Annotated in this window: 17 protein-coding genes; 5 read left to right on the plus strand and 12 right to left on the minus strand. The window is 59.6% G+C overall.

Annotation, left to right across the window (positions count from 1 at the left end):
- Nucleotides 1–12: 12 nt before the first annotated feature.
- The 3 genes from ASD36_RS22835 to ASD36_RS30945 form a co-directional block, all read right to left on the minus strand.
- Nucleotides 13–372 carry a response regulator gene (locus ASD36_RS22835; protein WP_082512304.1) on the minus strand — a complete coding sequence of 120 codons (360 nt, stop codon included), beginning with the start codon at nucleotides 370–372 and terminating at the stop codon, nucleotides 13–15.
- Nucleotides 365–1879: an HWE histidine kinase domain-containing protein gene (locus tag ASD36_RS22840; RefSeq protein WP_082512305.1), complete on the minus strand. Its 1515-nt coding sequence runs from the start codon at nucleotides 1877–1879 to the stop codon at nucleotides 365–367. The genes ASD36_RS22835 and ASD36_RS22840 overlap by 8 nt, the downstream gene beginning before the upstream one ends.
- A gap of 138 nt (nucleotides 1880–2017) precedes the next feature.
- Nucleotides 2018–2278 (minus strand): hypothetical protein, encoded by a 261-nt coding sequence (locus ASD36_RS30945; protein ID WP_162246399.1) that lies wholly within the window; start codon nucleotides 2276–2278, stop codon nucleotides 2018–2020.
- A 73-nt stretch (nucleotides 2279–2351) separates the two neighbouring features.
- On the opposite strand from ASD36_RS30945, the gene ASD36_RS22845 reads away from it, so the two are divergent.
- From ASD36_RS22845 to ASD36_RS22855, 3 genes are all read left to right on the plus strand, one after another.
- Nucleotides 2352–3635 carry an MFS transporter gene (locus tag ASD36_RS22845; protein WP_060506494.1) on the plus strand — a complete coding sequence of 428 codons (1284 nt, stop codon included), beginning with the start codon at nucleotides 2352–2354 and terminating at the stop codon, nucleotides 3633–3635.
- Nucleotides 3632–3820: a DUF1192 domain-containing protein gene (locus ASD36_RS22850; protein ID WP_060506495.1), complete on the plus strand. Its 189-nt coding sequence runs from the start codon at nucleotides 3632–3634 to the stop codon at nucleotides 3818–3820. The genes ASD36_RS22845 and ASD36_RS22850 overlap by 4 nt, the downstream gene beginning before the upstream one ends.
- Nucleotides 3821–4210: 390 nt before the next feature.
- Nucleotides 4211–4729: a DUF1465 family protein gene (locus tag ASD36_RS22855; protein WP_060506496.1), complete on the plus strand. Its 519-nt coding sequence runs from the start codon at nucleotides 4211–4213 to the stop codon at nucleotides 4727–4729.
- An 81-nt stretch (nucleotides 4730–4810) separates the two neighbouring features.
- Here the strand turns inward: ASD36_RS22855 and ASD36_RS22860 are convergent, their stop codons facing one another.
- The 8 genes from ASD36_RS22860 to ASD36_RS22895 all read right to left on the minus strand — a co-directional run bounded on the left by ASD36_RS22860 (nucleotide 4811) and on the right by ASD36_RS22895 (nucleotide 9471).
- Nucleotides 4811–5461: a CDP-alcohol phosphatidyltransferase family protein gene (locus ASD36_RS22860; RefSeq protein ID WP_060506497.1), complete on the minus strand. Its 651-nt coding sequence runs from the start codon at nucleotides 5459–5461 to the stop codon at nucleotides 4811–4813.
- Complete coding sequence (locus ASD36_RS22865; protein ID WP_112834523.1) at nucleotides 5458–5853, minus strand: hypothetical protein; 396 nt, start codon at nucleotides 5851–5853, stop codon at nucleotides 5458–5460. The genes ASD36_RS22860 and ASD36_RS22865 overlap by 4 nt, the downstream gene beginning before the upstream one ends.
- Nucleotides 5850–6800 (minus strand): phosphatidate cytidylyltransferase, encoded by a 951-nt coding sequence (locus tag ASD36_RS22870; RefSeq protein ID WP_060506499.1) that lies wholly within the window; start codon nucleotides 6798–6800, stop codon nucleotides 5850–5852. Before ASD36_RS22870 ends, ASD36_RS22865 begins: the two co-directional genes overlap by 4 nt.
- Nucleotides 6797–7441, minus strand: coding sequence for a lysophospholipid acyltransferase family protein (locus ASD36_RS22875; protein WP_060506500.1), 645 nt, complete (start codon nucleotides 7439–7441; stop codon nucleotides 6797–6799). The genes ASD36_RS22870 and ASD36_RS22875 overlap by 4 nt, the downstream gene beginning before the upstream one ends.
- A 108-nt stretch (nucleotides 7442–7549) precedes the next feature.
- Nucleotides 7550–7966, minus strand: a complete 417-nt coding sequence (locus ASD36_RS22880) for a GFA family protein (protein WP_060506501.1) — start codon at nucleotides 7964–7966, stop codon at nucleotides 7550–7552.
- A gap of 204 nt (nucleotides 7967–8170) precedes the next feature.
- Complete coding sequence (locus ASD36_RS22885; protein WP_060506502.1) at nucleotides 8171–8653, minus strand: SRPBCC domain-containing protein; 483 nt, start codon at nucleotides 8651–8653, stop codon at nucleotides 8171–8173.
- Nucleotides 8650–8979 carry a metalloregulator ArsR/SmtB family transcription factor gene (locus ASD36_RS22890; RefSeq protein WP_060506503.1) on the minus strand — a complete coding sequence of 110 codons (330 nt, stop codon included), beginning with the start codon at nucleotides 8977–8979 and terminating at the stop codon, nucleotides 8650–8652. Before ASD36_RS22890 ends, ASD36_RS22885 begins: the two co-directional genes overlap by 4 nt.
- 63 nt (nucleotides 8980–9042) lie before the next feature.
- The gene (locus ASD36_RS22895; RefSeq protein ID WP_060506504.1) at nucleotides 9043–9471 is read right to left on the minus strand and encodes a rhodanese-like domain-containing protein; all 429 of its coding nucleotides are present in this window, start codon (nucleotides 9469–9471) and stop codon (nucleotides 9043–9045) included.
- 88 nt (nucleotides 9472–9559) lie between these two features.
- On the opposite strand from ASD36_RS22895, the gene ftrA reads away from it, so the two are divergent.
- Nucleotides 9560–10546, plus strand: coding sequence for a transcriptional regulator FtrA (ftrA, locus tag ASD36_RS22900; protein WP_060506603.1), 987 nt, complete (start codon nucleotides 9560–9562; stop codon nucleotides 10544–10546).
- Nucleotides 10547–10631: 85 nt separating this feature from the next.
- Here ftrA and rpmE read toward each other — a convergent pair whose 3' ends face one another.
- The gene (gene rpmE / locus ASD36_RS22905; protein ID WP_037099961.1) at nucleotides 10632–10853 is read right to left on the minus strand and encodes a 50S ribosomal protein L31; all 222 of its coding nucleotides are present in this window, start codon (nucleotides 10851–10853) and stop codon (nucleotides 10632–10634) included.
- 217 nt (nucleotides 10854–11070) lie between these two features.
- Here rpmE and ASD36_RS22910 point away from each other — a divergent pair, with 217 nt between their 5' ends.
- Nucleotides 11071–12876: an ABC transporter transmembrane domain-containing protein gene (locus ASD36_RS22910; RefSeq protein ID WP_082512306.1), complete on the plus strand. Its 1806-nt coding sequence runs from the start codon at nucleotides 11071–11073 to the stop codon at nucleotides 12874–12876.
- Nucleotides 12877–12991 lie beyond the last annotated feature (115 nt).

The raw sequence follows: 12991 nt of genomic DNA on the forward strand, positions 1-12991 counted from the left end.
ATCTGAGAAACCTTACGGCACCACTTGCTGCATCGCCTTTTCCAGATCGTTGCGATCGAAAGGCTTTTGCAGCACCCGGACCTGCTCGAAGCCCTCCGCCAGCCCCGCAGTCCCATAGCCACTGGCGAAGAGGAACAAAATCCCGCGCTGGCGCAGAATTTCGGCAATGGGAAAGGATTGCTTTCCGGCGAGATTGATGTCGAGGACGGCAAAGTCGATATCCGCCGTCTGGGCCAATAGTAGTCCCGGCTCCAACCGCATCGCGGGGCCAACGACGTCAAAACCGAGATCAGTCAGATAATCTTCCACAAGCATTGCAACAAGGGCTTCATCCTCCACGAGAAGAACGCGTTTTTTAGCCTGTTCAATCACCGGGAACACTTTCCTCGATGGCTTGCATCGTCGTTTCCAGCGTGAAGATCAGCCCATCGGGGCCGTAGTTGACCTGGGCAGTACCCCCAAGTTCCATCGGCAGCACCCGCAAGATCAGCCGTGACCCAAAGCCCTTGCGGTCCGACGCTGGCATGGGCGGTCCACCAGTCTCGCACCACCTCAGCGTGAAGGCGCTGCTATCTGCCTTCCTGATCACCGACCAGTCGATTGTCACAAACCCCGCCTCATTGGAAAGCGCGCCGTACTTGACGGCATTGGTTGCCAGTTCGTGCAGAGCAAGCGACATCGACAGCGCCGCGCGGGGACCCAATCGGACGTGAGGGCCGCGGATCCGGAAGCGGTTCCCGTCAAGGCCATCGAAGGCTTCCAGCGAAGACGTCACGATCACCGCAAGGTCGGCGCCATCCCAATTCTCATTGGTCAGGATATTGTGTGCAGCTGACAACGCCAGAATACGCGCACTGATGGCACCGCTTGCCTCCTCCACGGAGTTTGCGCCGCGTAGCGTTTGCGTGGCAATCGATTGCACGGATGCGAGGGTGTTTTTCACACGGTGGTTCAGTTCGTTCACCAGAAGCCTCTGGTGATTTTCCGCCCGTACACGCAGCGTCACGTCCGATCCCTGGACGAAGATATGAGTCACATCGCCATCATCATTCTTGATCGGCTGATAAACGAAATCGAGATATCGTTCCTCGACACCTTCGCCCGGCTTTTGCAAGAGTACCTTTTCGGCGGTGCGGTTGACAGCCTGGCCGGTCTCGAAAACCTTGTCCAGCAGTTCGACGAAACCTTGGCTGGTGATCTCCGGGAGCGCCTCGCCGACCGGCTTTCCCAGAACATCGCGCTCGCCGATCAGTTTGCGATATTCCGGGTTGACGAGCTCGAAACGATGCTGCGACCCTTGCAGCATGGCCATGAAGGACGGCGCCTGCTCGAACAATTGCTGAAGCCGCTCATGCTCGGCCGCGTTGCGCCGGTCCGCAAGAACACGTTCGGTGGTTTCCACGACGATCGCAATCACACCTGCAGGCTTTCCGCTTTCATCAAGCACCGGCGAATAGTCGAGGTCCATCCAGACCTGCTCCGGATAGCCCTTGCGATGCAGTGTCAGCTCCTGATCGCGATAGGCAAGCGTTCCGCCGGCAAGCCCGACTTTCATGACATTGTCGTTGAAGTCGGCGACCTCCGCCCAGCCTTCGCGCACATTCGAGCCTAGAAGGTGCGGATGCCGCTTACCGGCAAAAACCGAATAGGCATCATTATAGATCATCACCCCCTGCTCTCCCCACAACATGACGATGGGCACAGGCGATTGCAGCAAAAGAGACGTGGCAGTCTTCAGACAGCCTGGCCATTCACTGACGGGGCCGAGAGGGGTTAAAGCCCAGTCGCGGTCTCGGATGAGCGCACCCATCTCGCCGCCATTCCCCAGAAACGCGAAGCCGTCTTCGCCGTTTCGGGATTCACTTAGCCCAAGGCTCATGGTTGCCAAGCCCTTTCACGTCGCGGACTGCAAAGCAGATCAAATGACCGATTGATCCTTAATGAGCAGGACTTAACGCTTGTTTCGAAAACGGCAAGGCTGATGAGGACCGGTTCAAGTCAAAGTTTTTTCGCGCGCCTAAGGCCGGATCAACACCGTCACCATCATCACCGCGATAGCAAACACGGCGATCTTCCAGAAATCGCGCCGATGGCGCAGCCCCGGCAAGTTGAGCGGTTTCAGCACCTGGATCAGCATCGCCAAAAGCAGCAGGACCGTTAACGCTTTGGACATTGTTTTCTCATTTGTTGAAAAGAGCTTAGGGCGCTTCCTGTCCGTCACACGCGCGTCACTTTTGCGCGCGATCTGGGTTAGAGCGTCTTTTGCAGTTTCACTCAATAAGAAATTCCGGCTGGCAATTGTGGCGGCATGGCCCTACCTTTCGGTGCAGCCCGGAACCAGCGGAATTCACATGCGAAAAAACCTTCTTCCCGTCGCCGCGCTCCTGCTTGGAACGCTGTTTCTCTTTCTCGGAAACGGCCTGCACAGCCTGCTTTTGCCTGTGCGCGGCACGACTGAAGGTTATTCGACGACATTGCTTGGTCTGCTTGGCACCTCCTGGGCCAGCGGCTTCGTGCTCGGCTGCTTGCTCGCCCCGACCATCGTCAAACGCGCTGGCCATGTCCGCGCCTTCAGCGGCTTTGCGGCACTGCTCGCCATCATCGCCCTTCTGACCGGCCTGCTCGTCGATCCGATCTGGTGGGTGGTCTTACGCGCTTTCACCGGTTTCTCCACCGCCGGCACCTCGATGATCATCGAAAGCTGGCTGAACGAACGCGCCACCAATGAAAGCCGTGGCGCAATCTTCTCGCTCTATATCGCCATCACGCTGATGGGCGTTGTCGGTGGCCAGCTGATGATCCCGTTCGGCAACACCGGGACGACGACATTCTTCATGATTTGCGGCATCGTCTATTGCCTGGCCATGCTGCCGACACTGTTGTCGACCGCCGCCTCGCCGCAGCCGCTGAAACAGGTGAGCCTTGACCTGCGCGGCCTCTACCGCAATTCGCCGATCTCCTTCCTCGGCATCCTGCTGGTCGGCATCGCCAACGGTGCTTATGGTACGCTCGGCGCCGTCTTCGGCCGCCAGGTCGGGCTGACGGACAGCAATGTCGCGTTGATGATGAGTACGACGATCTTTGCCGGTGCGGTCATGCAGTTTCCTGCCGGCCGCCTCTCCGACATGATCGACCGCCGTTATGTGCTCGCAGCCCTCGCCGCCGTTGCCGCCGTTGCCGGCACGCTGATTTTCCTGATCGAGCCCACGCATGTGATCATGCTGATCACGCTTGTCGGCATCTATGGCGCGACGGCCAACGCCCTTTATCCAATCGCCGTTTCGCACGCCAACGACTTCGCGACGCCCGAGGATTTCGTCAAGATCTCTGGCGGACTGCTGTTGCTCTACGGTATCGGCACGATCATCGGCCCGACCATTGGCGGCCCGATCATGACCGTCACCGGACCCTATGGCCTGTTCATGATCACCGCCTGCGCCCATGTCCTGATCACCGCTTACGCGATCTTCCGCAGCCGCATGCGTGCGGCCGTTCCAGCGGCCGAGCGCGACTCCTACTCGACAATCAATCCCGGCACGCTGACAACACCCGAGAGCCTGCAACTGTCGCCGCGAGCTGCTCCCTTCGAGGAGGAGCCGAATGGTGAAGAAGGGCTGGAAAGGAAACCGCAATGAGCCTGTTTGACGATGACCGCCCGAAGAAGCAGCCCGCCCATGAGATCGGCGCCGATCTCGCGTTGCTGTCGGCCGACGAGCTTTCCCTGCGCATTGATGTGCTGAAACAGGAAATCGAGCGGCTAGAAGCCGAACGGGCAAGAAAGTCGGCCAGCAAATCGGCAGCCGAAAGCTTCTTCCGTTAATATTCTTAACTTTCGAAGGACGATCGCGACGGCCGGCCATTGAAAACAATGGCAACATTTCGCCACGGCTTTGGCCGCCGAAACGCATCATTAAGCATTATAAGGTATTACTGAGGCATCCGGATCGCTCTGGACTCAGACATTTCACCATCGGCGAATGGTCTGATTTTTCTCCCTGTTTTACCTTGAGAGCCGCTTTATCGCGGCTCTTTTTTTGTCTTTTTTTCCACAATTTGCAGAGAATTGTGGAGATTAACCCTTTCTTAAGAATAGACTTGCGCGGAATGCGCTATGGGATCATGTTCAAGCTATCAGATGGACGGCAGGAAACTTTTTGTTAACCCGTTCGTTACCTGCCCAAGTCGATGCGTTTAACCAGGGAATCCGACCATGTCCGAACGTGGATTGAATACAGTGAGCTTTGCCGGTCACGCCGCTTCTTCGGCGCAGTTCAAAGTGCTGTACTCGGAAGGCATGGGCCTGGTTGAAGAAACGGCAAGCTATCTCGACGGTCCCGGCCGCACCGCCTCCAAGGTGCTGCCGCGCATGGCATCCGTGCTCTACGCCGCAGAGTCGATGCGCCTGACCACTCGCCTGATGCAGATGGCTTCCTGGCTTCTGCTGCAGCGCGCCGTCAACAATGGCGAGATGAACCGCGAACAGGTCCTGTCGGAAAAGAACAAGGTCCGCCTCGACAGCTTCAACGTTGACCGCACCGCACCCGGCTGGAACGACCTGCCGGAAGGCTTTCGCGATCTGATCGACCGTTCGCTGCGCCTGCAAAACCGCGTCGCCCTACTCGACCGCGAAATCTACCGGCCGCAGGAAGCCCAGAACTTCCTTCCGGACAACCAGAACGGCGTCAAGGCCCAGCTCAACCTACTGCAGACCGCCTTTGGCACCAACTGATCGGCGCCAAGCAGATAGCCTGACATGACAAACCCGGCCCATAGAGCCGGGCTTTTTGTTGTTGTGCCAATGCCCTCGAAACTATCGGTTCCCGGCCTGTTTCAGGCGAAGCACCAATGTCCGGCCCCGGCGAATTGCGGTCAACGCTGCTCCCGCCGCAACAACCCACAGCGCCACCATCAGCACCTGATTGTGGCCGTCCCACAGCGGCTCCAGGATGGAGATGGCTGCCGCCGCCGTGATGGCGGCCATCCGATGCTGCTTGGCCATCGGGCCGGAGAAGTCGCTCGGTTGCCCGGTGGCTCGGCCGAGTTCCCGGACGTAAGCTGTCGAGACGGCAAAGGCACCCGCCGCCCAGCCAAGGCCCGGCATGCCGATGCCATAGCCGACGCTGGCAAAGATCAAAAGGTCGGCGACCCGATCGGGAAACTCATTCCAGAACGGCCCATCCGGCGCGCCCTTGCCACCCTCCACGGCGACCATGCCGTCGAACAGATTGCAGAGCAGGCGCAACTGGCAAAACAGGATCGCCAGCAGCAGGCAGGCGATCCGCAACCCGCCGGTGTTTTGCCCCGCCAGCACAAATGCGCCACCGGCCAGCGCTGCCGCCAGCATACTCGCTTGTGAGATCTGGTTCGGCGTGATGGCGCGTGCCGCCAGCCACCGCGCAATAGCGCCGGCCCATTGCGTATTGCGGCTTGCCAGGGGCCTCCGGTCGCCTGTCTCCGTCATGATCCCGCACCTCTTCTTCTGGAAATCGAGTAATTGTAGATCGCCGCGTAAGTGGTCGACACCAGCAGCGGCACCGCGATAGTGCTGGCGATTTCGGGCGTGCCGATCAGAGCGTGCAGCGCGGTGAGCAAACTTGCCGAGCCCAGACAGGCGATCAGTGGTGGCGCCCAAAACCTCGCCATACCGAGAAAGCGTCTGGATAGGGTGTCGATCACGGATTTCAGAAACAATGTCAGGCAGGCAGACACGGCCCCCTGCAGAAATCCCGAATAGAGCGGTTGCGGCATGGCATGGCCGCGATTGGCAAATACAGCCCAGCCGCCCATGGCCAAAAAGGCGAACAGGACATGCACCGCGCCGCTGCCTGCCAATCGCCTGAGCGTTGCCGTCACGACAGCGACCACCAATAACGCACGATGTGGAAGAAGATCGGTGCCGAGAAGACCACGGAATCCAGCCGGTCAATCAACCCGCCATGACCTTCGATCAGATTGCCCCAGTCCTTGACGCCACGATCGCGTTTGATCGCTGACATGACCAGCCCGCCGAAGAAACCCATGAGGGTGATGATAAAGGCCAGAACGCCCGCCTGGAACGGCGTAAACGGTGTGATCCACGATAGCGATGCACCGATCAGCGTAGCGCTGATCACGCCACCGACAAACCCCTCAACCGTCTTCGACGGCGACAGGTTCGGCGCGATCTTGGTGCGTCCGAACAGCTTGCCCCAGACATATTGCAGCACATCGCTCAACTGCACGACGATCACCAGAAAGGCGATCAGAAGCACATTGCGCCCCTCATAGCCGGGGATAGAGAGGGTGAGCAGCGCTGGCACGTGCGACACGCAGAAGACACAGATCATCAATGCCCATTGCACCTCTGCAATGCGAAGGAGGAAACGCTCGGTGTCGCCCCTGAGCACGGAAATGATCGGCATTAACAGAAAAGCATAGACCGGAATGAAGATCGCGAAGATGCCGTACTGCTTTGTCCAAAGAAGGTAATACTGGATCGGCAGAACGATAAAGAAGGCCGAAGCCAGCGCCCAGTGATCGGCACGCCGGGTGTTGATCAGGGTGATGAACTCCCGCAAGGCGGCAAAGGAGCAGAACGCGAAGAGTATCAGAACGCCGACGCGCCCTGCGATGAAGGCGATGCCGATCAGGATGACCATCACCCACCAGGCCTTGATACGGGCATTGAGGTTCTCTACCGCCGCATTCGGCCCATTGGCGGAAAAGCGCTGTTGCAACACGTAGCCAATTGTCGAGGCGAAAATCAGCACGCCGAAAATACCGAGAACCAAAGTCAGAAGGTCGGAGCTTGCCGTGTTCATTCGCCGGTTCCCAGTGGTTTTGGAGCCAGGGCCAGAAGGGCCGACTGCATGCGTTCGAGGAAGGCGTCCTTGTCCTCGTTCACCATAATCCGCATTGCGTCGCCGAAGGTGACGGTGCAGATCAGGGGGATCGGCACGATCTCGCCCTTCGGCATGACGCGATTGAGATTGTTGATCCACACGGGCACGAGTTCGACGTCAGGCCGAGCCGAAACGAGATGGAAAAGCCCGCTCTTGAAAGGCAATAGCCGCGCATCCGTCAGGTTGCGCGTGCCCTCCGGAAAGAGGATCAGCGACGAGCCATCATCGATCGCAGACGTCATCAACGCGATCGGATCCTGCGTCCGCTTCTCCCGCTCACGCTCGATCAGTACCGCGTTGAAGACGTCGCGGCCGATGAAGGTACTGATCTTGGATTTGAGCCAATACTCGGCGCCCGCCACCGGCCGCGCCAGCTTGCGTAGCCTTGGTGGCAGCACCGCCCAGACCAGCACGAAATCGCCATGGCTGGAATGATTGGCAAAATAGACGCAAGGCCGCGACGGCAATCCATGCTCCGGCCAGATGGCGCGAACCGCGGTTATCGCGCGGGCAAACAGAACGAAGGCCGCAGCAGCGAACTCCGCAATTATGATCTTCATGCTTATCCCATCCCCGTCAGCACAGTGACGCCGGTGGGAACTCTAGCGGCGGTTGCGCCGTGAGGGAAGCGCCATTGACGCTTCCAGTGCAAAGCGGACGCGTTATCCCTATGCAGGCGGCATCCTGTCGAATTTCGGCAGGTTCGGATCGAGATGGTCCCAGCCGTAGCCACGCACATGGTAAGTCACGGCTTGCGGCTTGAACCGGCCGGGATCGTCCAGGCTTGCCGCATGCACCGTGAAGAAATCCGGCATGGCTGCGAAGGTCAGATAGACCGGCGACCCGCAAGCCGGGCAAAAGGCGTGCCGCTTGATCCCGCCGCTATCACCAGTGACCTCCCACTCTCTCGCCTCCCCTTCAAGCCTGACGTCCTTGCGGTCAGCAAATGTCAGGTAAGAGCCATGCCCCGTGCCACTTCGATGCTGGCAATCCCGGCACTGGCACTCGTTCATGAAAATCGGTTCTGCGGAGATTTCATAACGGATCGCGCCGCAGGCACATCCACCCTTGAAAGCCTTGCTCATCTCTCTTCTCCTCAAGATGCTGTTGAAAGCGAATATTGTTTGCGCACGGGTTCGCCGGCGCTGCTTGCGGGCAGCGCCCCAAGCGTCGTTCGGCAAGCGGTGTTATGATTTCAGCAGCGACGCAAAAAGAGCCCCGCCTCCCGCGACGAGCCGCCACTCACAGTCGTCGGACAGCTTCGGCAGTCAGATCTGCTGTAGGCATCGTCAATGCAGGGACGTCGTCCCATCCTGTTCGGCCACCACCGCATCCAGGTTGCGCACGACTTTTTTCCAACCATTGCTCATGTTCTGATAGGCCGTGTCATTCCTCGGCAGCACGAAGCCCGAATGGACAAGCCGGATACGTGTGCCACCTTCGACTTTGGTCAGCATCCAAGTCACAACGGTATCAAGCGGCGAGCCATAACCGGCATTACCCGCGTGCCCGCCCTTCCAGGCATAGGCCAGACGCTGGCTGGGGATCACCTGCAACACCTGGCAACGAATGATCCCGTCCCACTCCCCCGCCGGTGTCGTCTTGAACGTAAAATACGTACCCTCGACCGCCTCGAACCCGGTTGGGGCCATCATCCACCGGGCAATCAGGTCGCCCGTTGTCAGGGCTTTCCAGATCGTCTCGGGCGCATGCGGAAACACCTCCTCAAGCACGATATCCTGCGTTTCAGCCTTCAATACAGCGTCATTCATGGATCGATCTCCTTAAGCAGGGTTCTGAGATTGGCAAAGCGGTCACGCCAGAACGCACCATAGTGGCCCATCCAGTCGGCCAGGGGCTCAAGGCCTTCCGGCCTGGCGCGGTAGTAGACATTGCGGCCTTCCGGCCGCTCGACGACCAGGCCCGCCAGCTTCAATGACTTGAGATGCTGCGAGATCGCACCTTGAGTCACGCCGCTGCCGCGCGTCAGCTCCACCACGGTTATCTCGTCAGCACCTGCGACGCGCTCAAAAACAGCGCGCCGCGTCGGGTCGGCCAGTGTTCGCAGGACAGTGGTGATATCAGTGGCTTCGATCATGGAAAATCAAATAGCAAACACTAATTGATTAGTCAATACTATTGTTTTTTTGACCGGCTGCGATCACGCTGCTGGCTTGCGAAGGATGCCCGGTTCAGAGCCTGACGCAAAGGGTAATCCTTCATCGTCCCATCCGGTGATGCCACCGATCATAATCTTCACCGGCCGCCCGAGGCGCGCAAGCTTGAGCGCAGCCTGATCCGCGCCGTTGCAATGCGGGCCGGCACAATAGGCAACGAACAGCGTATCCTCCGGCCACTCCGCCATGCGTTCATGCGATATTTCCCGGTGCGGCAGATGCAGCGCGCCTGGAACATGCCGGCGCGCGTAGGCATCAGTCGAGCCGACGGCGTGAAGAAGGACAAAGTCCTGCTCGCCGGACATCAAGGCCGATGCCACATCGGCACAATCGGTCTCCACCGAAAGCCGCTTCAGAAAATGATCAATGGCGGCACTAGAGGATGCAGCGGGATAGTCGGTTACGAAACTCATTTTGATCTCCGTTGTCATGATGGAGAAATTCCTAGATCATATCCGCCCGGAGTTGCAGATGGCATTATCGCCATATATCATCAAGATCATGCCAAATACATCTCCAGCCTCGCCCAACCGCAATCCCCTCGTCGTTGCAATCGCCTATGATGGCCTGTGCACGTTCGAATTCGGCGTTGCGGTAGAGGTTTTCGGCCTTTCAAGACCCGAGATGGGGCCTGACTGGTATCGCTTTGCCGTTGCCGGGATCGACGATGGCGAAATGCGCGCAACAGGGGGCGTGCGGTTTGTCGTCGATGGCGGGCTGGAGCTTCTGTCACAGGCCGGCACGATCATCGTGCCGGGTTGGCGCGGAGTCGAGACGCCAGTGCCTTCCAGCCTCTGTGGCGCACTGAGGAATGCGCACGATCGCGGTGCCCGCATACTGTCGATCTGCTCCGGCGTCTTCGTCCTTGCCGCTGCCGGGCTTCTGTCCGGCAAACACGCAACGACACACTGGCGCTACACGGATATCCTGAAGCAGCGATATCCTGACATTCTGGTCACGCCCGATGTACTTTACGTCGATGAAGGAAGTGTTTTGACATCGGCGGGCAGCGCCGCGGGTCTGGATCTCTGCCTGCACCTCATCCGCCGTGACTTCGGCACGGCGGCCGCCAACATGGTCGCGCGGCGGCTGGTCGTTCCTCCCCACCGCGATGGCGGACAGGCGCAGTTCATTGCACAAGCGGTTCCCAAGCCACACGAGAGCAGCCGGCTCGGGCCGCTGCTCGACCACATGCGCGCCCATCTGGGTGGCGACCATTCCGTCGAGGTCCTGGCTGCGCGAGCCGGCATGAGCACGCGCACCTTTTTGCGGCGCTTTGAAGCCGCCACAGGCCTGACGCCGGCGCGGTGGCTTCTCGCCGAGCGCCTGTCACGCGCCCGTGACCTGCTGGAGACTTCGCAAGCATCTATCGAAACGGTGGCAGAGATCGCCGGCTTCGGAACGACCGCGACATTGCGCCATCACTTCCGCAAGCATCTGTCCACCACGCCTGCCGCCTACAAGGAGGCATTCGGCAAGGCATTTTGAAAAGTGCGAAAGATCGCACGATCCGCAACGCAAAAAAGCCCGGACGAACCGGGCCTTCTCGAAACTGTCTTCCAGCAGGAAAGGCTTAGAGGCCGAGGCCTTCGAAGCGCTTCTTGAACTTGGAAACGCGGCCGCCGCGGTCCAGCATCTGCTGATTGCCGCCGGTCCATGCCGGATGCGACTTCGGGTCGATTTCGAGGTTCATGGTCTGGCCTTCCGAACCCCAGGTCGAGCGGGTTTCGTAGGACGTGCCGTCCGTCATGACGACTTTGATCATGTGGTAAGCGGGATGGATATCAGCCTTCATAACAATCTTCCTGCAAGTTCCAGGGTCCAATTGTCGCAAGCCATTTGCGGGCCATTGCGGCATGGGGACCGAACACGTAAATGAAGCCGCAGACCACTGAAGGGACCACGGCTTCCCAATTTGATGCCGTGCCTATACATGATGGTCATTAGGATAACAAGTACCGCCGGAGAAGACTCGTACGAGTTTTGCAGCTTCTTCCGGTATTGGAGGTCATGTGTCGAATGAGGTCGTTCAACCGGCGGGACGAAAGTCAGTCCGCCCGCTGGTCAAGCTGCTGCCGTATATCCAGCGCTATCGCAATCTCGTCATAGGAGCCGGTATTTCACTGGTCGCCGCTGCCGTGACGACCTTGACGCTGCCGATGGCCGTGCGCCGGATGATCGACCACGGGTTCTCCAATTCCGATTCCGGCTTCATCAACACCTACTTCTCGATGCTGATGATCCTGGCGATCATCCTGGCCTTGGCGAGTGCCTGCCGTTATTATTTCGTCATCACACTCGGCGAGCGCATCGTGTCCGATCTGCGCCGCGATGTGTTCGATCATATCACCCGGCTTTCCCCCTCCTTCTTCGACGTCAACCAGTCCGGCGAAATCGTTTCGCGGCTGACCGCCGACACGACGCAGATCAAGTCTGCCGTCGGTGCGACTGCGTCCGTTGCGCTGCGCAATATCATCCTGTGTCTCGGGGCCATCGGCATGATGGTCTATACCAGCCCGAAACTGTCGAGCCTGGTGATTGCCGCGATCCCCGTCATCGTCTTTCCGCTGGTCGGATTCGGTCGCTCCGTCCGGCGCCGCTCGCGCGAAGCGCAGGATACGCTGGCCGCGGCATCGGCTTATGCCGGTGAAGCGATTTCCGCCGCCCGCACCGTCCAGGCCTTCAATGGCGAGGCTGCAGCTCAGGCTCGGTACGGCAGCGCCGTCGAAGGCGCCTATGAGGCCGCGCGCTCCGCCATCAGGGCCCGCTCCATCCTCACCGCCTTTGCCATCACCATGATCTTCGGCAGCGTCGTTGCCGTCCTATGGTTCGGCGCGCAGGACGTCTTGTCCGGCACGCTTTCGGCCGGCACGCTCGGCCAGTTCCTGCTCTACTCGGTCTTTGCTGCCGGTAGCCTCGGCGCACTTTCGGAAGTCTGGGGTGAACTTTCCCAGGCGGCGGGCGCCGCCGAGCGCCTGAGCGAACTGCTGGCTGAGCAGCCTGAGATTATCGCGCCAGCCGATCCGCTTGTCATGCCGGAACCGGCACAGGGTGCCGTAAGCTTTGACGACGTGCATTTCGCTTACCCCTCACGCCCGGGCTACAAGAGCGTCAAGGGCCTGAGCTTTGCGGTCAAGCCGGGCGAGACGGTTGCGATCGTCGGCCCGTCGGGTGCAGGTAAAAGTACCGTTTTCTCCCTGCTTCTGAGGTTCTATGATCCGGTGAAAGGCGCGATCAGCGTCGATGGCGCCGATATCCGTGCCGTCGATCCGGAGGCGCTGCGCCATCGCATCGCCATCGTGCCGCAGGACGTGACGATCTTTGCCGCCTCGATCCACGATAACATCGCCTTCGGCATGCCATCGGCATCGCGCGATCTGGTGAAGGCGGCGGCCGTCGCCGCGCAGGCCGACGAATTCATCGCCCGGCTCGATCAGGGCTACGACACGCAGGTTGGCGAACGTGGCATTACGCTCTCGGGCGGCCAGCGGCAGCGCATTGCCATTGCCCGCGCCATCCTCAAGAACGCACCGGTACTTCTCCTCGACGAGGCAACCTCTGCACTCGATGCCGAGAGCGAAACCCTCGTCCAGAAAGCGCTGGACGGGCTGATGCGTGAACGCACCACGCTGGTCATCGCCCACCGGCTGGCGACGGTACTCAAGGCTGACCGCATCCTGGTCATGGATCAGGGCAAGATCGTCGAAGAAGGCACGCACGCTTCCCTCGTCCGCCAAGGCGGCCTTTATGCCAAGCTTGCCCGGCTGCAGTTCGACTATGATGCGCCGGAAGCCAGCAATGTCGTGACGCTCGGCTGACACGCTTAACGGTTAATCTCATCCCCAAGGTTGCCCTGCAGGTCTCCAGCGCTATTGTTGGAGGCAGAAACGGTTTGAGCCGTTTTGCGGACAGCAACGTCTTTGGGAGGAGATT

The organism is Rhizobium sp. Root1334 (assembly GCF_001426665.1).
Taxonomy (GTDB): Bacteria; Pseudomonadota; Alphaproteobacteria; order Rhizobiales; family Rhizobiaceae; genus Pararhizobium.